Below are 23,985 nucleotides of genomic sequence, written 5' to 3'. Positions count from 1 at the left end.
CCTGGAACGAGTCTCACCCGGGACTGGGCGGGAAAGAAGCGCCGGTGGGAGGGGCAGAGCGGCCATGTCCGCCACAGGACAGGTCACCCGTCGGTGCGGGGCCACCACTCGGTGTCCGGGATCAGCGGGGCCTGCGCGTGGAGGAAGGACCAGCCGCCGAACCACGGCAGGGCGCGTACGACCGCCTGCCACGCGCGGCGCGCGGCCGCCTCGGCGAGGTCCAGCGCCGAGGACTCCAGATAGACGCCGACGACGGGGGTCGCCCCGCCCGACGGGTGCACGGCGACGTGCAGGATCCCACTGTCACGCGGCACCGCGCCGGCGATGACGGAGGCCGCGTGCAAGGGCAGCGCAATGCCCGCCGGATGCGGCGCGAGGTGAATATGGATCAGATACAGCATATCGCCCATCACGTAAACAAAAGGAGATGACCAAGCGAGAGGGGGAGAGGGGGGTGAGCAGATCATCACGCAAAGAGAGGTCCCGGAATGGCCGAACAGTGGGACAGGCCACAGCAGACCCGTACTCCGGCCTCCATATAATCGTCACCAAGATCTCAGATTGCGCTCAAAGGACAAGACGTTCAGGGGGGAGAGATCCCGTTGCTTTCCGGATTGGGTATTGATTCGGTCACCGAGGCCGTGTATAGGAGCATGCTGTCCCGCCCCGAAGGAGGCATCTCCGACTGGGCCGCCGACCTCGGCCTGCCGGAAAACGAAGTGCGCGAGGCGCTGGACCGGCTGAGCGGACTCGCACTGGTGCGGCACTCGGCGGCGGACGAGGCCGAGGTTCGCGCGGTGAACCCCCTCCTCGGCCTGGAAGCCCTGCTCGCGCAGCAGCAGGCGGAGCTGGCCGCGCACCAGCAGCACGTCGAGGCGAGCCGCGCGGCCATCGCCGACGTCATCGCCCAGTACGCGCACCAGTACGCGCCCGGCGCCGGGCCGAGCTTCCAGTACCTGGCCGGCGTGGACGCCATCCGGGAACAGCTCGAAATCCTCAACGGCCGCGTCCAGGAAGAGTTCCTGACCTTCGCGCCCGGTGGTCCCCAGACCCCGGCCAACATGGCCGCATCACGCCCTCTCAACCTCCGGCTGCTCAATCGGGGGGTACGGATGCGCACCGTATACATCGACAGTATTCGGCGCGACCCGCCCACCGTTGAACACGCCGAATGGCTGGCCGAGCAGGGCGCGCAGATCCGTACAGTGCCCATGCTGCCCAACCGCCTCATCATCATCGACCGGCGTGTGGCCCTGATCGCCGCCGACAGCCACAACACCGGCACCGGCGCGGTGGTCGTCGAGAACCCGGGCACGATCACCCTCCTGTGCGCGCTCTTCGAGACCGTGTGGCACTCCGCCCAGCCGCTGGGCACGCGACCGGAGCGGGAGCCGAACGGGCTCACCAAGCAGCAGGCCCAGGTGCTGCGCATGATGGCCGACGGGTGGACGGACGAGGCCATCGCCCACAACCTGGGGATCTCGGCCCGTACGGTCCGCAGGACCACGGCGAACCTGCTCGCGGACCTCGGCGCCCGCAGCCGCTTCCAGGCCGGCGTGCACGCCGTGCAGCAGGGGTACCTGCCGGGCGACGCCGCCTGAAGTACCGGACCACGGGGCCCGGAGCGAGAGATCGCTCCGGGCCCTCTTTCGTGCCTGCTCCTCTTGCCCAACTGCCCTTTGGCGACAGTTGGACGATGTCCGACTGCCGGATGCGGCTGTCCGTTGACCGGCCGTCAGGGCCCGTGCGAACTTTCTCCTCGCCGAAAGCGGCATCCCCGAATGCACGGGGAAACAAAAGGAGAAACAAATGTCCCAGCAGGTTGTCGAGTACACCGCCGCGCAGATCGCCGAAGCCAACAAGGCGGCCATTGCCATGGAGGCCATGATCGGTCGCCTGAGCTACGACGAGAACTTCGCCTCGCACCTGGCGAACAACCCCCGCGAGGCCCTCGGCGGCTCCGGCATGCTCATGGAGAAGGAGGCCGTCGAGGTTCTCATGGCGACCCAGCCGGAGCGTTTCGACAAGCTCTGCGAGGCGCTTTTCGACCTCGTCGACTCCGACTTCCTGCACCAGATGGTCGTGCCTTCCTGCGCCTGACCCGAACCGGTCGCAGAAAGCCGCATCGCGTCGAATCATTTCCCGACGTGCGGGGTGAATAGGCCCCTTGACGGGGATGGGCCGCGTGCCGCGCGGCCTGTCCCCGCTGTTCAACTCCCCCCGTCGTGCAGAACCCTTCCGGAGGACCGAAGATGGCCCGCGTCGCACTCGTCAATCTGGCCAGTCTCCCCATGCCGGGCAACGAGCCGATCTTCCCGATCGGACTGCGCTGCGTCCAGGACGCCCTGGACCGCGCGGGCCACGAGACCCTCCTCTTCGACTTCGTCGAGAACCCCGGCGCCGTCGAGGACCTCTCCTGGGTCACCGGGCCCTGGGACGTCATCGGATTCACCATCCGCAACATCGACCCCATCGACCTCTCGTGCGACGGCCACGTCGAGCACTACGAGGCCTTCGTCGACCGGGTGCGCGAGGCCCTGGCCCGCGCCGGCAAGAACCCGCTGCTGGTCGGCGGAGGGCCCGGATACAGCCTGTTCGGCGACCAGTTGCTGGCCCGCCTGAGGTTCGACGTGGGCGTCGTCGGCCCCGGCGAGCAGGCCATGCTCGACATCATCGGGGACCCGGAGCGCTACCGCGGCTCGGGCACCAACCTCACGGGCCGCCGGTACGACGGCTTCATGACGAACGTGCTGGACCACCCGAAGTCGCTCATGGAGAGCTACGTCAAGTTCGACGAGGCCATGATCGGCGTGGAGACCCGCCGCAAGACCTGCTACCAGGGGTGCGTGTACTGCCCGTACGCCTACATCAGCGGTGACAACGGCGGCGACCTCAAACCCACGGAACTCATCGCGGCGGAACTGCACGCCATCTACGCCTCGGGGATCCGGCGGGTGTTCTTCACCGACGGCATCTTCAACAGCGAACTCCGGTACGCCAAGGAGGTCGTGCAGATGATCATCGAGCAGGACCTGCCGGGAATGACCTGGTCGGCCTACTTCACGCCCAAGCCCTTCGACGACGAGTTCGCCGAACTGCTCGCCAAGAGCAACGTGGAGTTCGTGGTCATCTCCCCCGACAGCCTCGACGACCGCTGCATGAAGCTGCTGGGCAAGACCTTCGACACCCGGCACGTCGACCGGTGCATCGAACGGTGCCGGGCGCACGGCGTTCCGGTACGCGTGAGCGTGGTGTTCGGCGGGCCCGGCGAGAACCGGGAGAGCGTGCGCAACAGCGCCCGCTACATCAACTCCAAGCTCCTCGACGGCGAGTTGGTGATGCACGTGGGCTACCGGGTGCTGCCGGAGACGGGCCTGGCCCGACAGCTCTCCATTCCCGATTCGGAACTGGTCAGCCCGACGTTCTACCCGTTCGACCCCGATCTCTTCACGTGGATCATCCAGGACCTCGACAGCCGGTTCATGCCGGCGAACGTACTGATCAACTTCATGGCCGGCCGAAGCGCGAGCAAGCGGATGACCAAGGTGCCCATCCCCGCGGAACTCCAGGACTCGGCGCCCACGGAACAGCCCTACCTCGCACTGAGCCGCCAACTGCTGCCGCTCGTGTGACCAGAACCAGTGCAGGTGAACGCTCATGAGTACCGGTCGAACACGCCGACTGACGGCGGCCGACGCCGACGAGATCCTGCGGATCGTCGAACTCGAAGGTCTCGACGCCGCGAGGCTGGCCCGCGAGCTGGCCGCCGGGGACGACTGCCTCTGGATGGGGCTCGAATCCTCCCCCGCAGGCCCCCTGGCCGCCGTGCACCGCAGCATGCGCTGGGGTGACCACCTCCTCCTCAAGGGCGTGTTCGTCGACGAGGGCGCCCGCGGCAGCGGCGCGGCCCTGGAGCTGGCCTTCGCACTGCGGGCCACCGCCCGGGCCGCCGGGTACGCGGGCATCGCCGCCTGGGTCGAGCCGCACAAGCCGGAGGCCGGGCTGGCGCGCATGCTGCGCCTGCGCGGGACGGGGCCGCTGGTCCACCGGTTCGAGGTGGCCGTCCCGGACGCTTCGCAGCCGGCCGCCGGCTCCGAGGCCGCCACCGAAGCCGGTAACGGTGTCCTCGCCGTGGACCTGCCGGGCGCGGCCGCGGCCCCGCTCGTGGGCGACCTCCTGGGTGACCTCCCGGACGGCGGTACGGAGCCCGTGGGCCCGACCGTGCGCTGGGTGCTCGACCGGCACCGCCTGGTGCTCAGCGGCTTCCCGCCGCGCTCCGTCGCGGACCTCGGCGCGCTGACCCGGGCCGCGGGTCCGACGGCCCGGGCGAAGGGGGCCTCCTTCATCGAGTTCCCCGTACCGGCGGCGGACCTCTCGGCCGCGCTGTCCCTGGCCGCGCTCAAGGCCCGGCGCCTGAGCCGCACCCCCGTACGCCTGGGGCGGCTGGACTTCGGGGCGGCCCCCACCGCCCCCACCCCGGACGGGCGGGCCTGCCATGCGGCCGCGTGAGGCGCGCGAACTGTGCCTGCGGGCCGACACCGCCTCGGCGCTCGCCCGGCTGCGCACCGCGGGCCTCGGCGCGGCGGAGCTGCGCGAGCTGCTGGGCCGGCCGGACGCGGACGCGGGCGGTTGGCGGGCCCGGTCCGGGAGGGTGGAACTGTCCGACGGGTACGGCCGCGCCACGGAGATGGCGGTCCACGTGCCCCCGTACACCCCGCACCGGCGCCTCGGCGCGCTGATCGTGCTGCACGGGGCCGGGGGCAGCGGGGAGCAGGTGCTGCCGCACTTCGCCGCCCTCGGGGACCGGCTCTCGATGGCGGTCCTGTGCCCGACGGCGCAGTTCCCGGCCGAGAGGACGAACAACCTCGACCTCGCCGGGATCTTCGGCAGCCGCTTCGCCATGCCGCGCTGGGACCTGGCCGGCCGGGACTTCCCGCTGGCCGCGCTCCGCTGGGCGCGCACCGAGCTGGACGTCGACCCGGACCGGTGCGCCCTGTCGGGCATCTCGATGGGCGGGCTGGCGACCTGGAACCTCGGCATGCGGTTCTGGCACTCCTTCGCCGCGGCCGCCCCGCTCAACGGCGCCCTCTCCGTCTGGGAGCAGTTCGGTACGGACGGCAGGACCCGGGCCCTGCTGCCCAACACCCTGCCGCTCCCGCTGTTCGTCGTGCACGGGGGCCGGGACGAGAAGATCCCGGCGCGCTTCGACCGCGAGTCCGTGGCCACGCTGCGGGAGGCCGGGCACCCCGACCTCGCGTACGTGGAGGTCCCGGACGGCGGCCACGCGCTGGCCACGCTCGGGCTGGCGGAGGGCACCGCCCTCTTCGACCGCCTCGCAGCCGCGCTGGACCGTACCCGCCCGGCGGATCCGCCCGTCGAGATCCACCACCGGGCCGGGGACGAACTGCACGGCCGGGCCCACTGGGTGGGCGTCGGCGGCATCACGCCCGGGCAGGTCGCCCGGGTGCATGCCCGCCGCCCGGCCCCCGACCGGTTCGAGGTCGAGGCCGAGGGCGCGAGCCGTATCACGCTCCATCTGAGCGGCGAGCGCCTCGCACCCGGGTCCACCGTCGAGGTGTCGGTCAACGGCTCCGTCTCCACGGTGCGGTTCGAGCCTGATCCGGCGACGGTCGTCGAGTCCTTCCGCGAGACGGCGGATCCACGGCTCGTCGCCGAACAGGTGATCCACCGTGCTGTCCCGCAGCACTCCGACAATCAGCCGACCGAACGAAGCGGATGGGGCCATGCTCACTCGATCTGAAATACGAAGCCACCTGACGGCCAGGGGGCCGGCGCAGCAGGAGCTCTTCGCCGAGGCCCGCCGGCTCCGGGAGGAGCACTTCGGGCGGACGGTCGTGCTGCGGGGCGTCATCGAGGTCACCAACGTGTGCCGGGTGAACTGCGACTACTGCCCGATGCGCCGGGACAACACCCGGGAGAACGAGCGGTACTTCATGAGCGCCGACGGCATCCTGGAGCGGGCCCGGGAGATCCGCGAGGCGGGCATCGACATCATCCTCCTCCAGGGCGGCGAGACCCCGCGCAACCTCGCGGCGATCGAGGAGGCCATCCCGCGGATCCGCGAGCTCTACGACGGCCGCGTCGAGGTCCTGCTCAACCTGGGGAACATGCGCCGCGGCCAGTACGAGCGGCTGCGCGACCTCGGTGCGACGAGCTACATCCTCAAGCACGAGACGAGCGACCCCCGCCTGTTCGAGGCGATGCGGCACGAGTCCCTGGAGGACCGGCTGCGGTGCATGCAGGACCTGCTGGACCTCGGCTTCAAGGTGGGCACGGGGCTCATCTCCAGCCTGCCCGGCCAGTCGCTCGACAGCATCGTCGACGACATCGAGCTGGCGCAGTCCTTCGGCGTCCACATGTGCAGCGTGAGCCCCTTCGTGCCGGCCCCGAACACCCCGCTCCAGCTCTCGCCGATCGGCTCCAACGAGCTCGCCCTCAACGCGCTCGCCGCGCTGCGGCTGCACCGCCCCGGTCTGCTGATCCCGTCGGTGAGCGCCCTGGAGAAGACCTCCTCGGGCGGCCAGTCGCGGGGTCTGGAGGCGGGCGCCAACGTGATGACCATCAACTTCACCGGTGATGCCGACCTCCAGCGCTACCTGATCTACGGAAAGGACCGTTTCGTGGTCAAGAAGCAGTACGTGGAGAACCTCGTCGCTGCCTCCGGCCTGCGGACCCGGGGCTCGGTCTTCCTGGACCCGGACGTTCCCGCGGGAGTGGGCGCGGGCGTGCCCGTCGGGGCCGGCGCCCTGGGGCGCGCGTGAGCACGCACTCCGTGGACACGCACTCCGTGAGGTCCGCGAACTTCAGACGGTTCTGGTTCGGGCAGACGCTGTCGCAGTTCGGCACGCGCATCGGGGCGCTGGGCCTGTCGGTCACCGCCGTCGACCTGCTGCACGCCGGCAGCCGCGAAGTGGGCGTCCTCACCGCCGCGTCCACCGTCTGCTACCTCCTGATCGGACTGCCCGCGGGCGCCTGGGTCGACCGGATGCAGAAGCGCAGGACGATGATGTGGGCGGCCCTGGTCCGCGCGCTGGCCGTCCTCGTGGTCCCGGTGCTCTGGCTCACGGGCGACCTGCGGATGGAGGCGCTGTACGCGGTCGCGGTCGTGGTCGGGCTCGTCACGGTGTTCTTCGACGTCGCCTACCAGTCGTACGTGCCGGTCCTCGTGGCCGACGAGGACATCGGCCCCGCCAACGCCCGCCTCGAAGCGACGTCCCAGGTCTCCACTCTCGGCGGACCGGCCCTGGCCGGGCTGCTGATGCGGGCCGTGAGCGCGCCGGTCGTGCTGCTCGTGGACGCCGTCTCCTACCTCGCGAGCTTCGTGTGCCTCGCGTTGACCAAGGACAACGAGCCGCGGCCCGAGCCCGCTCCCGCGGTCAGGGGCCGGCTCCGGGCGGACATCGCCGAGGGCCTGCGCTTCGTCCGCGACCAGCCGGTCATCAGGCGGCTCGCGCTGTCCATGGCCGTGTCCAACTTCTTCGCCACGATGGTGGCCACCCTGGTCCCCGTCCTGGTCATGCGCACCATCGGCTTCGACGCGTTCGTGCTCGGGCTGATCATGACCTGCGGCGCCGTCGGCGGAGTGCTGGGCGCGACGCTCGCCCCGCGGGCCCGGCGGCGGTTCAGCGCCGGCACCGTGATGGCCGGCGGCCTGATCACGGCCGCCTCCTTCACCGCGGCGAGCCCGCTGGCGGCCCTGGCCGCCCCGCACAGCAAGGTGCTGGCGGGGGCGGTCCTGCTGGTCGGCGAGTTCGGCCTGACCGTCGGAGCGCTGCTCTACAACGTGACCCAGGTCAGCCTGCGCCAGACGCTGTGCCCGAAGAACCTGCTCGGGCGGATGAACGCGTCCATCAGGTTCGTCGTCTGGGGCAGCATGCCGATCGCGGCGCTCGCCGCCGGCTGGCTGGGCCAGTCCCTCGGCGTGGTCCCCACCCTGTGGATCGGTGTGGTCGGCGGCGTGGCGACGGTGCTGCCGATCCTCACCGTCGACAAGGTCACGGCGGCGGGCGCCGCCCGGCCGGCGCCGGTGGAGGCCCTGCGATGACGGCGCCCACCGGACGTCCGGAACTCGCCGCACGCATCCTGGCGCTGCGCGGCCGCATCGACGCGGCCCCCGTCGACGGTCCCGCCGACGGCCCGGGCGGCGAACCGTTCGAGGCCCTGCGGTGCCGCCTGACGCAGGCAGGGGTACGGCCCGGAGACGTGGTCGTGCTCGCCGGGCTCCAGGGCCGGGAGCTGGTGGTGGCCAACCTGGCGGTGTGGCTGCTGGACGCGGTCCCGCTGCCCGTCTCCGACGTGGCCGCGCTCGATGCGGATCTCCTCCGCCGGGCCTGCCGGGTCGGGCCCGGCCTGTCCGTGGCGGCGGGCTCGGGTGAGCAGCCGCCCGCGGGCCTCGGCACCACCGCGGTGCTGCACCTGAGTTCCGGGAGCACGGACCGGCCGAAGCTGGTACGGCGCGGCGTGGACAGCGTGCTGCTCGACGCCGAGGGCTACCGCACGGGGCTGGGCCTGGTGCCCGGCGAGGTCGTCGCCGTCCCCGTACCGCTGGTGCACTCCTTCGGCTGGGGCGTCGCCATGGCCGCGCTCCTCGGCGGCTGCGACCTCGACGCGACCCCCTTCGTCCGGGCCGGGGCGCTCGCCCGCAAGGCCGACACCGGGGCCGTCTCGGTACTCGCGCTCACCGCTCCCCTGGCCCGGCTGCTGGTCGGGACCCGCCGCGGTGGCGACGCCGCGCCGCGCGCCGCGATGGCCGGCGCGGGGCCCGTCCCCGACGAGCTGAACGAGGCGTTCGCCGAGCGCTTCGGGGTGCCGCTGCTGCGCGGCTACGGCTCCTCGGAGACGGGTGGCACGTTCCTCGGCGACCGCGGGATCGGCAGGCCGGTACCCGGCGTCGAGGTCCTCGCCCCGCCGCCCGGGAAGGCCGGGGAGCTGGTGCTGCGGCTGGCCGCGCCGGTCGAGGGCCACCTCGGCGACGGGCAGGAGCCCCGCCGGGAGTGGCACACGGGCGACGTCGTACGCCACGGAGCCGACGGCTGCGTGCACTTCGTCGAGCGCGTGCGCGGTCCGCTCCGCCTGAACGGCCGGTTCGTCAGGGCGGACCTCGTCGAGCGGGCCCTGCGCTCCGTACCGGGTGTGAGAGACGTCTACCTGCTGGTCCTGCCCCGGAGCGACAGCGCCGAGACCGAGGACTTCCACGCCGTCGTGGAGGGCGGCGCCGCCCGCCAGGACCTCCTCGCGGCCCTGGCCAGGTGCCCGGAGGGGACGCCCGTACCGCGGGTGCTGGTCCTGCGGGAGCTGCCCAGGACCCCGGTCGGCAAGCCGGACCGGGGCGCACTGACCGAACTGGCCCGGCCGATGCCGAAGGAGACCGCACATGCCCGCTCCCGATGAGCCCGACGAGCGCACCGCGTGCGAACTGCTGGTCGCCCGGCACGTGGTGCGGGCGCTGACCGAGCGCGGCATCCGCCCCCCGGAGGCCGGGGACCTGGTCGCGGACCCCGAGCTGCGCGCACTGGACCTCGCGCTGTTCGGCCTGAGCTCGCTGGACTGGATCGCCCTGGCCACCCGGCTGGAGAACGCGACCGGTACGGAACTTCCCGACGAGGTGCTGGTGCGGCCGGGGCACCGCTGCGTGGCGGGCTGGGCCGAGGCCCTGTACAGGGCGCGGAGCGCGCCCGTCGATCAACTGTGAGAGGTGGAGAAATGAAGGAAATCCAGCGCGGCAAGCGGTTCGTCATCATCGACGACTTCCTCGGCGAGCAGGACCTCGCCGCGGCCCGGGAGCTGCTGGGACGGGCGGCGTTCACCGAGCGCGAGAGCGTCATCTCGCCCTCCGACGACGGCCCGGCCTTCCGCTCCAAGGGGGTGCGGTACGGGGACGTGCTCGGCTCCGCCGAGGCCGGCGGCCGCCCGAAGGTGTACGAGGAGCTCGCCCGTACGGTGCGTTCGCGCGGCGACTTCTACGGCGAGGCGGGCACGGACTGGAACAGGCTCGCCTTCGCCTTCTGGAAGTACCCGGCCGGCAGCCGCCTCGGCTGGCACAACGACGCGGGACAGGGCCGCAGGGGCGAGTTCATCCTCTTCCTGCACGACGAGTGGCGGCCGTCCTGGGGCGGCGACCTGCTGCTGATCGACGAGGACCCGCAGCCCGCGGTCGCGGACGAGCCCGCCGAGGGCGACCTGGTGCGCCGGATGGAGAAGCTGATCGGCCGGAGCACGACCGCCCCGGTGGCCATCATGCCGAAGCCGAACCGGCTCGTGCTCGTGAAGTCCGACACCGTCCACACCATCAGCCGGGTCGACCGCACCGCCGGGGACACCCTGCGCTGCACGCTCACCGGCTTCGTCTCGCACAGCCCGGAGCGGGAGGCCGCCCGGGAGAGCGCCCGCGAGAAGTTCGAGGCCATCCTGGCCGGTTGAGCCGCCCGCACCACACCTGAAACCTGGAGAGCAGTCATGCAGTCGTTGATCGAGCAGCGTCACGAACACCTGGAGCGGTGGATCGCCGAGCAGGGAGTCGAGCGGTCGTCGGTGTCCCGGGTGCTGGAGGGGCTGGAGATCTCGGCCCGCGACGAGATCGTGGACCACACCTCGGGCGGCCAGCAGCCGAACGTCTTCGTACCGGGCCTGTCCGAGATCGCCTGGTGGGACAACGAGCGCTTCCCGTGGATCGCGGACCTGGAGGCCGCGACGGCCGACATCACCGCCGAGTTCGAGAACCTGGGCGGCCTGGCCGGCAGCCGGACCCTGCCCAAGCCGACCGAACTCGCCGACGAGGGCCGCTGGTCGGCGCTGTACCTGTACTACACCGCCAAGGCGTACCCGAGGAACATCAAGGCCTGCCCGAAGACCGTGAAGGCGCTCGAACCCATCCCGGGGGCGCTGGGCTGCGGGATGACGTACTTCTCCGTCATGGACCCGGGCACCCACATCGCGGCGCACACCGGCTACACCAACGCCCACCTGCGCTGCCACCTGGGCCTCGTGACCCCGAAGGGCCCCCGGATCCGGGTGGGCGACGAAACGCGCCAGTGGGAGCGGGGCAAGGCCTTCGTCTTCGACGACTCCTTCGAGCACGAGGTGTGGAACGACAGCGGGTTCGGCCGCGGCGTCCTGCTGTTCGACATCTGGCACCCGGAGCTGACGGAGGTCGAGATCCGGGCCATCGCGCATTTGATGGACGTCTCGCGCAAGCTCATCTACCGCAGCTTCTGGTCGAGCGAGCTCGTCGCGCGGTGACGCCCGCGACACGGGGGACGTGTCACGGGCGTCCACGAGGGGCCGGCGGGTCCGGCCACCGCCCCTACTGGGGCAGGGTGCCCCTGAGCCGGGCTACGAAGGCATAGGGGGCGGCGTAGCCGGTGGCCCACAGGGTGGTGCCGGCGGGGTCGGTGCGCAGCCGCTCGACGTGCGTGGCGCTCAGCGGTGCGGCGGTCTTGACCCAGGACGTGCCGTTCCAGCGGCGCAGCGTGTCGGTGCCGCGCTCGGCGTACAGCCCGACCAGCCACTCGTTGCCGTACTTGGTGTAGGTGCTGACGATCGGTGCGGTGACCTTGTCGGTCCCGCAGATCTTCGGCGTCTGGAACGCGGAGCCGTTCCAGTGCACGGCGGTGCTGCATCCGGCGCCCGTCTCGCGGGCGCCGAGCCACAGGTCCGTCGAGGTGCCGGCGATCTCGCCGCCGGTGGCGTAGAGGCCGCCGGGCAGGGTGGGCGCGGCCATCCGGGTCCAGGTGGTCCCGTTGGAGCGGGCCACGTAGAACTCGGAGGTCTTGCGGTCCACCGACTCGATGGTCCCGGTCACCCAGACGTCGCCCGGACCGGCCTGATGGATCTGCTCCAACCGGACCGAACGCCCGGCGACCTGCGGCAGGGCGGTACGCGCCCAGGCGCTGCCGTCCCAGCGCAGGACGACCGGAACGGACGGCTGGGTCTGCCACTGCGACCAGTCGGTGCCCGCCACGAGGACCTCGCCCGGGGCCGTGGACACGGCGCCCCCGAAGGAGAACCCGTTGGGGAAGCGCCGCTCGGTCCAGGCCTGCCCGTCCCAGTGGTGGGCGGAGGCGGCGCCGAGGGTGGGGACGCCGAGGGCCCACACGTCGTCGGGCGAGGTGCCGGTGACGGCGTCGGCCGATCCGGTGGCCGCGGGCGGGGCGGGCTTCTGGGTCCAGGTGGAGCCGTTCCAGTACGCCATGGTCAGCGGGAAGGTGCAGGCCGGGAAGGCGTCGCAGAACGGGTCGTACGAGGCCTCCACCACGACCGCGGAGTCCGGGCCGAAGGCCACCACCCCGCTGCGCCCGGCGCCCGGTCCCGATCCGTAGCCCGGGACGGGCTGGGTCACGTTCTCCCACGTGCCCGTCGCGGCCTGGGCCGAGGTGGCTCCGGCCACGGTGAGGAGGGCGGCGGACGCGGCGACGGCGAGGCGGCCGAGGGCACGGGTGCGCAGGTTCATCACAGTGCTCCACTGAATCGTGAGACGAAGAGTCCGGTCGTGTCCTGGCCGACGGTCCAGAAGCCGGCTCCGCCGGGCTCCGCCGTGAAGCGGGTGACCGTCGTGCCGGTGGTGCGCGGGGACGGGAGCGGGGACCAGGCCGTGCCGGTCCACTTGCGCAGGCCCGTGGAGCCGCCGTTGGCGATCCAGGTCGTGCCGTACTTCACGACCGAGCTGATCTCGGTCCCGTCACAGGTGGGCAGGGTCGTCCAGGACGCCCCGTTGAAGCGCAGGGAGGTGAAGCAGCCGTCCGCAGTCTTCTTGCCGGTGATCCACAGCTCGGTGGAGGTGCCGGCGATCTGCTGGCGCACCAGGTCGTACGGGGCGTTGAGGGCGGGTACGGCGACCTGGGTCCACGTCGTGCCGTTGAACCGGGCGACGTACATCTCCGTCACCCCCTTGGCCAGCTTCGTCTCGCCGGTGACCCAGATGTCGTTCGGGCCGGCCTGGTGGATGGCGTCGAGGCTGACCGTCCTGCCCACGGGCGTGGGAAGGACCGTCACGGACCAGGCGCCGCCCGACCAGCGCCCCACCGCGGGGCGGCTGGTGGAGGTCGAGGAGTCGATGCCGATGGTCAGGACCTCGCCCCGGGTCACGGCGATGGCATCGCTGCCGCCGCTGAAGGTGCCGGGGAAGCCGTACGTGGTCCAGGTGCTGCCGTCCCAGTGCTCGACGCCCCCGTTGGCGATGCCGCCGGGGTAGCCGAAGGACCACAGGTCGTCGGACGCGGTGCCCGTCGTCCGGCCCGTCGGGTAGTCGTAGCCGTGGCTCGCCCGCTGCGCGGTCATGGCGGAGCCGTTCCAGGCCCACACGTACTCGGGCAGCCAGCAGCCGCCGATCCCGCACGGCCCCTCGTGCTCGGTGATGACGGCCGACGTGGCGGAGAAGGGCACGACCGAGGCCCCGGCCGCCGCGACGCCGTACGGCAGCGGCTGTTGGACGAACTGCCAGCTGCCCGCCGCCTGTGCTCCCTGTGCGGGCAGCAGCGCGGCGGCGAAGCCCAGCAGACCGGCGGCCGCGCCGACCGCGAGCCTGCGGGCCTCCCGTATTCGGAACTTCAAGAGGTGCCTCTCTCTGCAGGCCGGCGCCGCCCGTTGCGGCGCCGGGTGCCGGTGCGCTCAGCCCAGGTCGAAGGTGGTTCCCAGGCCCTGGGCGCGCGCTGCCTCGACCGCGGCGAAGCCGGACATGATGTCCTGCACGCCGAGGCCGAGAGACTTGTAGACGGTCACCGCGTCGGGTCCGCCGCGGCCCGGGTGGCGGCCGAGCAGCACCTCGCCGAGCTCGGCCCGCAGGTGGTCCGGGCCGGCCAGGCCCTGTTCCAGGGCGGCCCGGATGTCGCCGGACTCCGCGAGCGCCGACTCGCGGCTGTCGACGAAGAGTTCGGCGCGGGCGACCGCCTCGGCGGTCAGTTCGCGCTGGTCGGGGAAGGAGCTGCCCACGGCGTTGACGTGGGCGCCCGGGGCGAGGTCGATGGCGTCCAGCAGCGGGGTCGTCGAGGAGGTGGTGGTGCACACCAGGTCGGCGCCGGTGACGGCCTCCCGGGGGCCGGCCACGACCTCGACGTCGATGCCGAGTTCGGCGGCGGCCCAGTCGCGGTAGGCGCCCGCGTTCTCGCCGCTGCGGCTCCACACCCGCACGCGCCGCAGGGTCCGTACCTCCTGCATGGCGCGCAGGTGGCTGCGGGCCTGCACCCCCGATCCGAGGATCGCGAGGTCACCGGCTCCGGGGCGGGCGAGGGTGTCGGTGGCCACGGCGGAGACCGCGGCGGTGCGTACGGCCGTGACGGCCCCGGCGTCGAGCAGGCCGACCGGCTGCGCGGTGTCCGGGTCGAAGACGATGACCATGCCGATGTGCAGGTCGAGCCCGCGGGCCGGGTTCTCCGGCTTGAGGGCCATCACCTTGACGCCGAAGCCCGCGTGCCGCTCCCCCGATACGTGGCCGGGCATGGAGCCGAGCAGTCCGCTCTCCCCGGCGGGCCGGACGATGGTGCGCAGCGGCTGCGCGGCCCGGCCGCCGCTGTAGCGGCGCATGGCCTCGGCCATCACGGGAATGGCGGCGCGGACGGGGTAGACCCGCTGGACGGTGTCCCGGTCGAGGAGCAGCACGTCAGTTCTCCATGACGAAGACGGACCACACCATCTGGATGGTGCGGGTGGAGGAGATCAGCACCAGGTTGTGGCGGCGGGCGGCCGGCAGCGTGGTGAGGGCCAGGTCGGCCTCGCCCTCGCGGACCGCGCGGGCGGCGGCGCTGGTGGAGCTGACCAGGGAGACGTGCGGCTCCCCGAAGGAGTCGTCGAGGAGCTGGCCGATGATCGGCACCGGGGCGGGGTGGCTGGCCACGATGGGCCGGTTCATGTTGGTGCCGCTGGGCAGGGCGACGATGCCGTAGGGCGGGGTCTCCATGAAGAAGGCGCCGGCCAGCTCCAGGCGCGGGTCCATGTAGAACTGGTTGACCCCGGCGTAGGCGTTGGCGACGACGAGGTGGCTGGCCCGCCCGTCGAACAGGGCCTCGCCCGCCTCCTCGTACGTGTCGAACAGGCGCAGGGCGGGGGTGCGGCGGCGGCCGTCGGGCAGCCGCTGCCACAGCTGGCCGGCGGCCTGCTCGCTGCTGGTCCCGGGCGGCCCGAGGGTGGCGACGGCGGTCAGCGGGTGGCGCTCCAGCGGGGGTCTGGTGACCCAGTCGGCCGTCGCGGCGAGGGCCGCGGGGAGCGCGGAGGCCATGGGGATGGGCAGGGTCGCGGTGATCGTCATCGGAAGTCAGCCTCGCTCGATCGGAACGATGGTGAGCCAGTGGTCGTGGCGGGGGTCGCCCTCGCCCCGGACCGTCCTGTCGTACGCCCCGACGATCCGCGTGGTGAGCGGGCCGGGGGCGCCGTCGCCGACGGGGCGGCCGGCGAGGGCGACGACGGGGGTGATGCCGACGCCGGTGCCGGTGAGGAAGACCTCGTCGGCGGTGAGCAGGTCGGGGACCTGGAGGTCGCGTTCGCAGGTCTCGACGCCCATGGCCTCGGCGAGCACCCGGACGGTGTCGCGGGTGATCCCGGGCAGGAGGTCGGCGCTGGGCGGCGGGGTGATCAGGCGGCCGTCGCGCAGGGCGAAGACGTTCGCGGTGCTCGCCTCGGCGACCTGGCCGCGGTCGTTGAGCAGGATCGCGTCGTCGTGTCCGGCGGCCCGTGCCTCCTCCACGGCTAGTGCGCTGTTGACGTAGCCGCCGGTGACCTTGGCCTGGACGGGGATGGCGGAGCTGCGCGGGCGGGTCCAGGAGCTGATCCCGCAGCGGATCCCGCCGGGAGGGGTGTACGCGCCGAGGGTGAAGGCGGTGATGGACACGCTCTCGCTGAGTCCGGTCAGCCGGACGCCGGGCGGGGTGCCGGGCAGCAGGCCGAGTTTGTACGCGATCGGGCGCAGGTAGGTGTCCTGCGCGACGGCGTTGCGGCGCAGCAGGTCGAAGGTGCGCTCGACGAGTTCCTCGGCGGTGTGCTTGACGTCGATGCGCAGCAGCCGGCAGGAGCGCAGGAACCGCTCGTAGTGGTCGTGGGCGCGGAAGATCGACAGCTCGCCGGGCCGGCCGGCGACGGAGTAGGCGCGGATTCCCTCGAAGACGCCGGTGCCGTACTGCAGGCCCTGGGTGGTCAGGGGCAGCCCGACCTCGGCGAAGGGGACGAGGGTCCCGTCGTGGAAGACCCAGGGGGCGACCCCGGGGCGTACGGGCGCGGCCGCGTCCGGGAGGCTCTGGACGGTCATCAGGACCTCCCCGCGGCGATGCCGGCGGCGGCCAGCGCCTCCAGGTCGTGCACGTCGTCGATGCCGGTGCGCAGGTCCACCACGCGGGCGGCCTTCCAGCTGACCATGGCCCCGGTGCTGGTGACGCTGCCGAAGGTGGACTCGCTGACGTCGAGTTCGAGCCCGAGCTCGGCCAGTACGTCGGCCTGCGTCGCGGCGACGGCCTCCAGGTCGGCGGTGCGGCCGGACGGGTGCTCCAGGCGCAGCGACAGCCGGTCGACGCCGTCGGCCCGGTCGATGACGACCTGGTAGTCGAGCCAGCCCCGGACGTGGCGCAGCACCAGGTTCTCCAGGTCGTAGCCGGTCAGGCTGTGGCTGCCGAGCGGGATCCGGTCGCGGACCCGGCCGAGCGCCTCCAGCGTGGGGGCGGGCACGGTCTGGCCGGGGCGGGCGTCGCGCATGCGGACGAGGTCGCCCGTGCGGTAGCGCACGAGGGGCTTGGCACCCTGGTAGAGGTGGGTGACGACGAGTTCGCCCTCGCGGACCCCGGCCGGGTCGCGCTGCGCCCAGCGCCCGGTGTCCGGGTCGATGACCTCGGAGTAGGAGATGAGCGGGGCGGTGTACAGCTTGCCGTCGGCGGCGACGGCGCCCTTGACGCTGGCTTCCTGCGAGGCGTACAGGGCGTTGTGCGCGCGGGCGCCCCAGAGCTCGCCGAGGTTGGCGAGGAGGTTCGGGGAGGCCAGTTCGCCGGTGGTCATGATGACCTGGAGGCGGAAGTCGCGGCGCGGGTCGAGCCCGGCGCGCACGGCGTGCTTGGCGAGGGTCATCGCCATGCCGGGGGTGCAGAACAGGCCGGTGATCGGGAAGTCCCGCATGACCTGGAGGGCCCGCTCGAAGCCGACCATCGGGGAGTGCGGCCACATCTTGGCGACGGTCAGGTTCAGGTTGCGGCAGACGTCCCCGAAGGTGTCGGAGAAGGCGTGCAGTTCGGTGGGGCCGCTGGAGCCGATGACCTGGCCCTCGCCGAACTCCTCGAAGACGGTGCCGTAGTAGTGCGTGAGCACGGTGTTGTTGTGGATCGAGTCGATGTCGTCGCGCGGGCAGGGGGTGGAGCGCCCGGTGGTGCCGGTGGTCTCGTAGAAGATCCAGGCGTCGGACAACGGCCGCGACAGCATGGCCTGCTGTGCGCTGCGCAGGTCTTCCTTGGTCGTGAACGGAATGCCGGCCAGGGTCTCCTCGTCGAGCCGGACGATCCGGTCCGGGTCGACGGCGGCCAGGTGCTCCCGGTAGAAGGGCGAGTTCTGCTTGACGTAGCGGACGGTCTGGCGTGCGAGCGCGGCCTGGTGGGCGTCGACGCGCTCGGCGTCCCACTCCCCCGCGAGGAAGGAACGGTGCTGATCGCGCAGCGTGCCTGCGATCTCGGCGAGTTCCGGCCGGTAGACGGTGTACATGGCGAGCCTCTCTTCTCGTGCGGGGGGTGGCGTGAACATCCGGCCCCGCGGGCGTTGGAGGCGCGGGGTCCGGGAGGGGGAGCGTCAGGCCGCGGACTCGACCAGGTCCGCGATCACCCAGGTGCTGATCTCCTTCCACAGGTCCGCGGACCTCTGGTGGAAGGGGTGGACGAGGTAGCGCCCCAGGGCCGCCTCGTCGGGCACCAGCCCGACGATGGCGTAGTCGTAGGCGACCGGCCGGTCCGTGACGTTGCGACCGGCCTGCCACTGCAGGAGCTCCGGGACCTCGTCGCCGATCCGGACGGCGAGCGCCTCGGCCGCAGCGACCTGCGGGTGCTCCCAGTCGTAGCCGGGCTTGAGCTTGAACAGCGCGATGTGTCGGATCATCGGGTCACCACAGGCTCTCTTCGCTCTCGCCGGAGCCGAAGGCGAGCAGCGCCGCCAGCTCGTCCTCGCCGGCCAGCGGTACGTCGGCCACCACCGCGGCCGGGTCGGCCAGCGCGGCCTCCAGGAAGCGCAGGTAGGCGGAGGCGAACCGGTCGGCGGTCGCCGCGTCGAACAGGTCGGTGTCGTAGCTGAAGACGGCCGTGGTGCCGGCCGGCTCCTGCTCCAGGCGCAGCACCAGGTCGACCTGACCCTCCTGCTGCGGTACGTCGATCAGCGCGAGGCCCAGTCCCTCGCACTCCAGCGCCGGGCCCTCGGCGAGCCCCCGGGGCACGGTCGGGACGGGCGGATCCATCCGGTCCATCTGGAGCAGGAACGCCCCGATCCGGAACAACGGGGAGCCGACCGGGCGCGGACCGATCAGGGTGCACGGATAGCGGGCGTTGACCATCCCGCCGAGGATCCCCTCGCCGGCGGCGGTGGCGGCCCCGGCGAAGGTGGTCGTCGAGGTGAACCGGCCCCGCACGACCAGGGTGTTGAGGAAGCAGCCGATCAGGTCGCGGGTGTGGCGGCCCAGGCGGTTGCTGGCGGGGACGCCGACGAGGAAGTCGTCCTGCCCGGTCCAGCGGGCCACCAAGGACTGGAAGACGCCGAGGTGGAGGGCGAAGGGAGTCTGCCCGATCTCCTTGGCGCGGGCGGCGATCCGGTCGGTGAGCCCCTGGTCGAGCGGGACGGCCACGGTGTCCCCGCGGTGTCCGGGGCGCGGCGGCCGGGGCCGGTCCAGGGGGAGTTCGGCGGCCGGGACGCCGTCGGTGAGCTCCTGCCAGTACGCGGCTCCGCGCAGCCCGGCGGGGGACTCCAGGTAGGACTGCTCCTCCGCGACCCGGTCGGCGTAACTGCTCGTCAGCGGGCGCCACTTGGGCTCCTCGCCGGTCGTGACGGCCCGGTAGGCGTCGAGCAGGTCGCGGAGCAGCAGCGAGCGGGAGGTGAAGTCGCCGATGATGTGGTGCGTGGCCGGGACGAGCGCGAAGTCGTCGTCGGAGCGCCGCAGCAGGACGACGCGCAGCGCGCCGGTCTCCTCCAGCACGAACGGCCGCTCGCCCTCCTCGCGGGCCAGCCGCCGCAGCTCGTCCTCGTCGATGCCGGGTACGTCGCGGACCTCCAGGACCGCGAGCGGCTCGGCGCTCTCCTCGCGCACGGGCACGCCGTCGACCTCGGTGAAGCGCGAACGCAGCTGCGCCTGGCGGCGGACGGTGCGGTCGACGGCCTCGGCGAGCGCGGCCACGTCGAGCGGGCCGCGGACGCGCAGGGGCATCACGATGTTGTAGACGGAGCTGTCCGGCGAGATCCGGTAGGCCGCCCACATCATCCGCTGGACGGCACTGAGCGGGGCGCTCATCCGCAGCCTCCGGCGTGGCTCATGTCGGTGGTGCGCCCGCCGAGGAGCGCGAGCTCGCGATCCTCGAACGCCCCGGCCAGGGCGGCCGCGGAATCCGGGACCTGCACGGGGACCTCCGCCGGGACCACCGGGGCCTCCGGGAACGACGCCGTGAAGTCGGCCAGCCGGTCCAGGCCCCAGTAGGGCTCCGAGCCGTTCACGAAGTACGGCACGCCGAAGACCCCGTCGCGCTGGATGTCCTGGAGGGCCCGTACGCCCTGCGCGCGGATCTCCGGGTCGGTCACCGCACCGGCCGCCTCCTGCGGGTCCAGGCCGATCGACTCGGCGAGGTCGCGCACGGTGGCCGGCGAGCAGATGTCGCGCCCCTCCTGCCAGCGGGCGCGCGAGACGCGCTCGACCCACTCGATGCCCTTGCCGTGCCGTTCGGCGACGAACCAGGCGAGGTGGGCCGGCTCCCACCACGGGTCCTTGTCCACCGGCCAGGTCACCGACAGCCCGCGGGCCGTCGACAGCCGGCGGACGTCGCGCAGGATGTAGAACTGCTTCGCGCGGGACATCGGCGTGTACGGGAACTCCCCGCCGGCCTCGCCGAGCAGCCGGGCGCTGGTCGCGTCGGGCTCCCAGAACGGCCGCCACTGGAGCCGGGCGGCGAGCTCCGGATGGTGTTCGCGCAGCTCCAGCAGCGCGAACCACGAATACGGGCTGCGCAGGCTGAAGTAGAAACGGGGTGGCTTGGGCGCGCGCGCCATGGGCCGACTCCTTTCGAAGGGGGCTGGTCCGGTCCGGACCCGGCTCAGACGACGAGTCCGCCGTCGACCTGGAAGACCTGGCCGGTGATGTAGGCGGCGCGCTCGGAGGCGAGGAAGGACACCAGCTCGGCGACCTCCTCGGCGGTGCCGAAGCGGCCGAGGGGGATCTTGGCGGTCATCTCCTTGACGTGCTTCTCGGAGAGTCCCGCGACCATGTCGGTGTCGATGAAGCCGGGGGCCACGGCGTTGGCCCGCAGGCCCGCCCGCCCGGCCTCCTTCGCCAGGGCCCGGGTGAAACCGATGATCCCGGCCTTGGACGCGGAGTAGTTGGTCTGCGTGGCATGGCCGGCGGCCGCCACCGAGGACAGGGTGATGACGGTCCCGCGGCGGCGCTTCATCATCGGGAAGGCCACGGCCTTGGCGAAGTTGAAGGTGCCGTCCAGGTTGGTGCGCAGTACGTCGTCCCAGTCCTCGTCCTTCATCATCGCCAGGTGGCTGTCGCGGACGATGCCGGCCGCCGTGACCAGCACCTCGACGGGGCCGAACTCCTCCTCGACCTCCGCCACCAGGGCGCGGACGGCGTCGCGGTCGGTGACGTCGGCCTTGCGGACGAGGACCCGGCCGCCGTGCTCCGCGGCCGACTTGGCGGTCAGCGCCGCGGCCTCCTCGTTCGACTGGAAGCACAGCGCCACGTCGTAGCCGTCGCGGGCCAGGGTCTCCACGATCGCGCGGCCGATGCCGCGCGATCCTCCGGTGACGAGCGCCACCGGCCGTACTGCTGCGGCGGGGCCGCTTGTCTCGGACATGCTCGTCCGCCTTCCTCAGGGGTGGGTGGTCGGAATTACGCGCCCAGGCGCAGCAGTCCGGCGCCGGCCGTGCCGTCCCGGTCCACGGCGGTGACGAGCGCGAGACGCCCGTGCAGTGCCGGGTCGGCGGCCGACTCGGCGAGGACCGCGGCGATCTGGAACGCCCCGGACGCGGCGGAGGTGTCGCCGATGAGCCGGCGCGGGGTGAGCGTCAGGTACGGGCCGGGCAGCGCCTGAAGGGCGGCCTCCTCCTGCTTGCCGAGTACGCCCGGCGGCAGTCCGGGGGCGACCAGGGCCAGCTCCTCGGGCCGGGCGCCCGCGGCTTCGAGTACGTCCGCCACGCAGCGCTCCAGCGCGGACTGCGCCCGGTGGCTGTCGGGGAAGGCCCGGAAGCGCAGCCCGAGCACCGAGGCGAGCGGGGTGCGGCCGCCGGCCAGTGCGCCCGCCGCGCTCTCCAGGACGAACAGTGCGGCGCCCTCGCCCAGCGGCTGCGGGTCGTCGCCGCCGTGGTCGGCGACGTGCTCCAGCCGGGCGCGCTGCGGGGAGAACTCCTCGACGGCGCCGGCCAGCAGGGTGTTCGCATGGCCGCCGCGCAGCAGCCGGGAGGCGTAGTTGAGGGCGAGCAGACCGGTGGCGGCGCCGCCGGACACGGTGACGTTGGGCCCCTTGAGGGTGTGCCGGATGGCGCTCTGGCCGGCCGGGCAGTTCATCACCGTGTTGGGGAACTTCGCCGGGTCCACGTGGAACGGCTTCTCGCCGGTCAGCGCCGACTCCGTGAAGTCCATGATCGACTGCACGCTGCCGGAGGTGCCGAGCACCAGCCCGGTGCCCTCGGCGTCGGCCTCCAGGCCGTCGCCGTAGTCGGCGAGCAGCATGCCCACCGTCGCGGCGGCGATGCCGGTGACCCGGTCCATGGACCGGGTGCCCTTCTTGCCGAGCACCTCACGGACGTCGAAGCCGGGGATCAGCCCGGCCTCCTCGTACGGGACGGGCCACTGCGCGCCGTCCAGCGGGGCCAGGGCGCTGCGCCCGGCCCGCAGGCCGGAGGTGAACTCCTCGCGCCCCAGCCCGTACGGCGAGGAGACGGCCCAGCCGGAGACGACCAGCGAGGCGGCGGGTGCGGCGACCTGTGCGGGGGTTGGTGCGGCGTTCTGTGCGGGGGTTGGTGCGGCGGTCTGTGCGGTGGCTTCCACTTCGGGCACGGTGGCCCTCCTCTCAGGACGCTGCGGCATCGGGACCGTCCCAACGGCCCATCACGAGCACGGCGTTGTTGCCGCCGAAGGCCAGTCCGTTGTTCTGGACGACCTTCAGGTCGGCGGGCACGGCCTCGTTGGGCACGCAGTCGACACCGCACTCGGGGTCGGTCTCGCGGTGGTTGACGGTGGGCGGGACGAAGCCCTCGCGCAGGGCGAGCGCGCAGGCCGCGGCGCCGAGGGCGCTGGCGGCGCCCATGGTGTGGCCGATCATGGACTTGATGGAGATGGTGCGCGGCAGGTCCTCGCCGAACACCTGTCGGATGGCGCCCACTTCGGTGACGTCGTTGGCCTTGGTGCCGGTGCCGTGGGCGGAGATGAAGTCCACGTCCTCGGGGGTGATCCCGGAGTTGCGGTGGGCCGCCTTGATGCAGCGGGCGATGCTGTCGCCGTCCGGGGCCACGGGGTGGCTCGCGTCGCAGGACAGCCCGTACCCGAGGACCTCGGCGTAGATCCGCGCGCCGCGGGCGAGCGCCGACTCCAGGGACTCCATGAGCAGGATCCCGGCGCCCTCGCCGGTCAGGATGCCCTGCCGGTCGCTGTCGAAGGGGCGGCAGACGTCCGGGGCTATGGTGCCGAGGCGGTAGAAGCCGGTGAAGGTCTTGAAGCACAGCGCGTCCGCGCCGCCGCACAGGGCCATCTCCACGTCGCCGGTGCTGATGGCGTCGTAGCCGTACCCGACGGCGTAGTTGCCGGCCGCGCAGGCCGTGGCGACGGTGACGGTCTCCACGTCCTCCAGGCCCAGCTCCCGGACGATCCCGGCGGACAGGCGGCCCGGCCACACCCGGCGGGCGACGACCGGGTCGAGGCGGTCCTCGCCGGCCGCGACCTGCACGCCGACCAGGTGGTCGAGGTCCCGGGACTCTCCGTCCGTCGTGCCGACCGAGACCAGGGAGCGCCTCGCCCGTACGTCGTCCTCGGTGAGCCCGGCGTCGGCCACGGCCATCCGGCCGGCGGCCACGGCGAACTGCGAGGCCCGGCCGAGGTCGTCGGCGGGCAGCCGGCGCAGGTACGCGTCGGCGTCGAAGTCGGTGATCTCACAGGCGTTGGCGTGCGCGAAGCCCTCGGTGTCGAAGGCCTCGATGGGTTTGGCGCCGCTGCGCCCCTCGCGCAGGCCCTCGGCGAAGGCGCCGACTCCCGTGCCGATGCTCGTCACCACGCCCAGGCCGGTGATGACCACGCGGTGCCGGGCGCCCTGGGCCTGCCCGGCGGCGTTCTCGGTCGACGGGAGGCTCACTTGCCCTCGGCCTCCGCCACGACGCGGTACACGCCCTCCAGGTTCGTCATGCGGCTGAGCTCGGACTGTTCGAGGGTGATGCCGAAGACGCGCTCCAGGCTGGCGAGGATCTCGATGGCCCGCAGGGAGTCCGCGTCGTGCTCCTCCTTGAAGAGGCTGGTCTCGGTGACCTCGTCCAGTTCGAGTTCGAGGATGTCGCAGACGATGTCCTTGATCTCGGCCTTGCGTTCGGCGTCGAGGCCGGTCTCGGTGGTGTTGACGCTCATCACTGCCTCCAGGCAAAAACGGTTCACGAGCTGATGACAGTGATTCTTCGAAGCCGCGCTATCCGTGCCCTATACGGGTTCTGTCCGGGTCCCCCGCGGGGCGCGGGGACACGAAAGCGGGGGGGGGGGGGGGGGGGGGGGGGGGGGGGGGGGGGGGGGGGGGGGGGGGGGGGTGGGGTGGCCTCTGGCGCACCAACCAGGAGGAAGTC

General features: G+C 72.5%; 25 protein-coding genes. 11 read left to right on the top strand and 14 right to left on the bottom strand.

All coding sequences use genetic code 11. The features are described 5' to 3' along the window. Positions 1-83: 83 nt before the first annotated feature. Positions 84-410 (bottom strand): hypothetical protein, encoded by a 327-nt coding sequence (locus ACZ7GJ_RS13760; RefSeq protein ID WP_470751528.1) that lies wholly within the window; start codon positions 408-410, stop codon positions 84-86. A 204-nt stretch (positions 411-614) separates the two neighbouring features. On the opposite strand from ACZ7GJ_RS13760, the gene ACZ7GJ_RS13755 reads away from it, so the two are divergent. From ACZ7GJ_RS13755 to ACZ7GJ_RS13705, 11 genes are all read left to right on the top strand, one after another. Further along, the gene (locus ACZ7GJ_RS13755; protein ID WP_470751526.1) at positions 615-1,601 is read left to right on the top strand and encodes a LuxR C-terminal-related transcriptional regulator; all 987 of its coding nucleotides are present in this window, start codon (positions 615-617) and stop codon (positions 1,599-1,601) included. A 208-nt stretch (positions 1,602-1,809) separates the two neighbouring features. After that, complete coding sequence (locus ACZ7GJ_RS13750) at positions 1,810-2,100, top strand: hypothetical protein (RefSeq protein ID WP_470751524.1); 291 nt, start codon at positions 1,810-1,812, stop codon at positions 2,098-2,100. Positions 2,101-2,252: 152 nt separating this feature from the next. Next, positions 2,253-3,632, top strand: coding sequence for a B12-binding domain-containing radical SAM protein (locus ACZ7GJ_RS13745; protein WP_470751523.1), 1,380 nt, complete (start codon positions 2,253-2,255; stop codon positions 3,630-3,632). A gap of 25 nt (positions 3,633-3,657) precedes the next feature. Next, on the top strand, positions 3,658-4,509 hold the full coding sequence (locus tag ACZ7GJ_RS13740) for a hypothetical protein (protein WP_470751522.1): 852 nt from the start codon (positions 3,658-3,660) through the stop codon (positions 4,507-4,509). Continuing rightward, on the top strand, positions 4,496-5,761 hold the full coding sequence (locus ACZ7GJ_RS13735; protein WP_470751521.1) for a hypothetical protein: 1,266 nt from the start codon (positions 4,496-4,498) through the stop codon (positions 5,759-5,761). Before ACZ7GJ_RS13740 ends, ACZ7GJ_RS13735 begins: the two co-directional genes overlap by 14 nt. Beyond that, positions 5,745-6,782, top strand: coding sequence for a biotin synthase BioB (locus tag ACZ7GJ_RS13730; protein ID WP_470751519.1), 1,038 nt, complete (start codon positions 5,745-5,747; stop codon positions 6,780-6,782). Before ACZ7GJ_RS13735 ends, ACZ7GJ_RS13730 begins: the two co-directional genes overlap by 17 nt. Beyond that, positions 6,779-8,065: an MFS transporter gene (locus ACZ7GJ_RS13725; RefSeq protein WP_470751517.1), complete on the top strand. Its 1,287-nt coding sequence runs from the start codon at positions 6,779-6,781 to the stop codon at positions 8,063-8,065. Before ACZ7GJ_RS13730 ends, ACZ7GJ_RS13725 begins: the two co-directional genes overlap by 4 nt. Further along, a complete protein-coding gene (locus ACZ7GJ_RS13720; RefSeq protein WP_470751515.1) occupies positions 8,062-9,411 on the top strand; it encodes a class I adenylate-forming enzyme family protein in 1,350 nt (449 codons plus the stop codon). The genes ACZ7GJ_RS13725 and ACZ7GJ_RS13720 overlap by 4 nt, the downstream gene beginning before the upstream one ends. After that, positions 9,395-9,712: an acyl carrier protein gene (locus tag ACZ7GJ_RS13715; RefSeq protein WP_470751513.1), complete on the top strand. Its 318-nt coding sequence runs from the start codon at positions 9,395-9,397 to the stop codon at positions 9,710-9,712. Before ACZ7GJ_RS13720 ends, ACZ7GJ_RS13715 begins: the two co-directional genes overlap by 17 nt. Positions 9,713-9,723: 11 nt before the next feature. Then, positions 9,724-10,440: a 2OG-Fe(II) oxygenase gene (locus tag ACZ7GJ_RS13710; protein WP_470751512.1), complete on the top strand. Its 717-nt coding sequence runs from the start codon at positions 9,724-9,726 to the stop codon at positions 10,438-10,440. Positions 10,441-10,476: 36 nt separating this feature from the next. Next, a complete protein-coding gene (locus tag ACZ7GJ_RS13705) occupies positions 10,477-11,259 on the top strand; it encodes an aspartyl/asparaginyl beta-hydroxylase domain-containing protein (RefSeq protein ID WP_470751510.1) in 783 nt (260 codons plus the stop codon). A 64-nt stretch (positions 11,260-11,323) separates the two neighbouring features. Here ACZ7GJ_RS13705 and ACZ7GJ_RS13700 read toward each other — a convergent pair whose 3' ends face one another. From ACZ7GJ_RS13700 to ACZ7GJ_RS13640, 13 genes are all read right to left on the bottom strand, one after another. Then, entirely contained in the window at positions 11,324-12,469 is a 1,146-nt protein-coding gene (locus ACZ7GJ_RS13700; RefSeq protein ID WP_470751509.1) for a hypothetical protein, read from the bottom strand. Beyond that, positions 12,469-13,569: a hypothetical protein gene (locus ACZ7GJ_RS13695; RefSeq protein WP_470751508.1), complete on the bottom strand. Its 1,101-nt coding sequence runs from the start codon at positions 13,567-13,569 to the stop codon at positions 12,469-12,471. Before ACZ7GJ_RS13695 ends, ACZ7GJ_RS13700 begins: the two co-directional genes overlap by 1 nt. Positions 13,570-13,626: 57 nt before the next feature. Next, positions 13,627-14,613, bottom strand: a complete 987-nt coding sequence (locus tag ACZ7GJ_RS13690; protein WP_470751507.1) for an ornithine cyclodeaminase family protein — start codon at positions 14,611-14,613, stop codon at positions 13,627-13,629. 1 nt (position 14,614) lies between these two features. Further along, positions 14,615-15,259 (bottom strand): type 2 periplasmic-binding domain-containing protein, encoded by a 645-nt coding sequence (locus ACZ7GJ_RS13685; protein WP_470751505.1) that lies wholly within the window; start codon positions 15,257-15,259, stop codon positions 14,615-14,617. A 6-nt stretch (positions 15,260-15,265) separates the two neighbouring features. After that, positions 15,266-16,252: a branched-chain amino acid transaminase gene (locus ACZ7GJ_RS13680; protein ID WP_470751504.1), complete on the bottom strand. Its 987-nt coding sequence runs from the start codon at positions 16,250-16,252 to the stop codon at positions 15,266-15,268. Continuing rightward, on the bottom strand, positions 16,252-17,682 hold the full coding sequence (locus tag ACZ7GJ_RS13675; protein ID WP_470751503.1) for a phenylacetate--CoA ligase family protein: 1,431 nt from the start codon (positions 17,680-17,682) through the stop codon (positions 16,252-16,254). The genes ACZ7GJ_RS13680 and ACZ7GJ_RS13675 overlap by 1 nt, the downstream gene beginning before the upstream one ends. Before the next feature lie 84 nt (positions 17,683-17,766). Continuing rightward, positions 17,767-18,069 (bottom strand): Dabb family protein, encoded by a 303-nt coding sequence (locus ACZ7GJ_RS13670; RefSeq protein WP_470751501.1) that lies wholly within the window; start codon positions 18,067-18,069, stop codon positions 17,767-17,769. 4 nt (positions 18,070-18,073) lie between these two features. After that, positions 18,074-19,465 carry a condensation domain-containing protein gene (locus tag ACZ7GJ_RS13665; protein ID WP_470751499.1) on the bottom strand — a complete coding sequence of 464 codons (1,392 nt, stop codon included), beginning with the start codon at positions 19,463-19,465 and terminating at the stop codon, positions 18,074-18,076. Then, positions 19,462-20,214: a DsbA family protein gene (locus tag ACZ7GJ_RS13660; protein WP_470751497.1), complete on the bottom strand. Its 753-nt coding sequence runs from the start codon at positions 20,212-20,214 to the stop codon at positions 19,462-19,464. Before ACZ7GJ_RS13660 ends, ACZ7GJ_RS13665 begins: the two co-directional genes overlap by 4 nt. A 44-nt stretch (positions 20,215-20,258) precedes the next feature. Next, a complete protein-coding gene (gene fabG, locus ACZ7GJ_RS13655) occupies positions 20,259-21,020 on the bottom strand; it encodes a 3-oxoacyl-[acyl-carrier-protein] reductase (protein WP_365917699.1) in 762 nt (253 codons plus the stop codon). A gap of 35 nt (positions 21,021-21,055) precedes the next feature. Next, entirely contained in the window at positions 21,056-22,126 is a 1,071-nt protein-coding gene (locus tag ACZ7GJ_RS13650) for a beta-ketoacyl synthase N-terminal-like domain-containing protein (protein WP_470751587.1), read from the bottom strand. A gap of 109 nt (positions 22,127-22,235) precedes the next feature. Beyond that, positions 22,236-23,510: a beta-ketoacyl-[acyl-carrier-protein] synthase family protein gene (locus ACZ7GJ_RS13645; RefSeq protein ID WP_470751496.1), complete on the bottom strand. Its 1,275-nt coding sequence runs from the start codon at positions 23,508-23,510 to the stop codon at positions 22,236-22,238. Further along, the gene (locus ACZ7GJ_RS13640) at positions 23,507-23,776 is read right to left on the bottom strand and encodes an acyl carrier protein (RefSeq protein ID WP_365917702.1); all 270 of its coding nucleotides are present in this window, start codon (positions 23,774-23,776) and stop codon (positions 23,507-23,509) included. Before ACZ7GJ_RS13640 ends, ACZ7GJ_RS13645 begins: the two co-directional genes overlap by 4 nt. Between the last annotated feature and the right edge of the window lie 209 nt (positions 23,777-23,985).

Source organism: Streptomyces sp. NPDC037242, assembly GCF_055604165.1.
The sequence above is the reverse complement of the archived record's forward strand: the minus strand, read 5'-3'. Positions and strand labels throughout refer to the sequence as shown.

What these genes read in the sequence shown, in the direction of transcription:
- ACZ7GJ_RS13760 (WP_470751528.1), bottom strand. Translation starts at nt 410, where the DNA reads ATGGGCGATATGCTGTATCTGATCCATATTCACCTCGCGCCGCATCCG.
- ACZ7GJ_RS13750 (WP_470751524.1), top strand. Translation starts at nt 1,810, where the DNA reads ATGTCCCAGCAGGTTGTCGAGTACACCGCCGCGCAGATCGCCGAAGCC.
- ACZ7GJ_RS13745 (WP_470751523.1), top strand. Translation starts at nt 2,253, where the DNA reads ATGGCCCGCGTCGCACTCGTCAATCTGGCCAGTCTCCCCATGCCGGGC.
- ACZ7GJ_RS13740 (WP_470751522.1), top strand. Translation starts at nt 3,658, where the DNA reads ATGAGTACCGGTCGAACACGCCGACTGACGGCGGCCGACGCCGACGAG.
- ACZ7GJ_RS13735 (WP_470751521.1), top strand. Translation starts at nt 4,496, where the DNA reads ATGCGGCCGCGTGAGGCGCGCGAACTGTGCCTGCGGGCCGACACCGCC.
- ACZ7GJ_RS13730 (WP_470751519.1), top strand. Translation starts at nt 5,745, where the DNA reads ATGCTCACTCGATCTGAAATACGAAGCCACCTGACGGCCAGGGGGCCG.
- ACZ7GJ_RS13720 (WP_470751515.1), top strand. Translation starts at nt 8,062, where the DNA reads ATGACGGCGCCCACCGGACGTCCGGAACTCGCCGCACGCATCCTGGCG.
- ACZ7GJ_RS13715 (WP_470751513.1), top strand. Translation starts at nt 9,395, where the DNA reads ATGCCCGCTCCCGATGAGCCCGACGAGCGCACCGCGTGCGAACTGCTG.
- ACZ7GJ_RS13710 (WP_470751512.1), top strand. Translation starts at nt 9,724, where the DNA reads ATGAAGGAAATCCAGCGCGGCAAGCGGTTCGTCATCATCGACGACTTC.
- ACZ7GJ_RS13705 (WP_470751510.1), top strand. Translation starts at nt 10,477, where the DNA reads ATGCAGTCGTTGATCGAGCAGCGTCACGAACACCTGGAGCGGTGGATC.
- ACZ7GJ_RS13700 (WP_470751509.1), bottom strand. Translation starts at nt 12,469, where the DNA reads ATGAACCTGCGCACCCGTGCCCTCGGCCGCCTCGCCGTCGCCGCGTCC.
- ACZ7GJ_RS13685 (WP_470751505.1), bottom strand. Translation starts at nt 15,259, where the DNA reads ATGACGATCACCGCGACCCTGCCCATCCCCATGGCCTCCGCGCTCCCC.
- ACZ7GJ_RS13680 (WP_470751504.1), bottom strand. Translation starts at nt 16,252, where the DNA reads ATGACCGTCCAGAGCCTCCCGGACGCGGCCGCGCCCGTACGCCCCGGG.
- ACZ7GJ_RS13675 (WP_470751503.1), bottom strand. Translation starts at nt 17,682, where the DNA reads ATGTACACCGTCTACCGGCCGGAACTCGCCGAGATCGCAGGCACGCTG.
- ACZ7GJ_RS13670 (WP_470751501.1), bottom strand. Translation starts at nt 18,069, where the DNA reads ATGATCCGACACATCGCGCTGTTCAAGCTCAAGCCCGGCTACGACTGG.
- ACZ7GJ_RS13665 (WP_470751499.1), bottom strand. Translation starts at nt 19,465, where the DNA reads ATGAGCGCCCCGCTCAGTGCCGTCCAGCGGATGATGTGGGCGGCCTAC.
- ACZ7GJ_RS13660 (WP_470751497.1), bottom strand. Translation starts at nt 20,214, where the DNA reads ATGGCGCGCGCGCCCAAGCCACCCCGTTTCTACTTCAGCCTGCGCAGC.
- fabG (WP_365917699.1), bottom strand. Translation starts at nt 21,020, where the DNA reads ATGTCCGAGACAAGCGGCCCCGCCGCAGCAGTACGGCCGGTGGCGCTC.
- ACZ7GJ_RS13640 (WP_365917702.1), bottom strand. Translation starts at nt 23,776, where the DNA reads ATGAGCGTCAACACCACCGAGACCGGCCTCGACGCCGAACGCAAGGCC.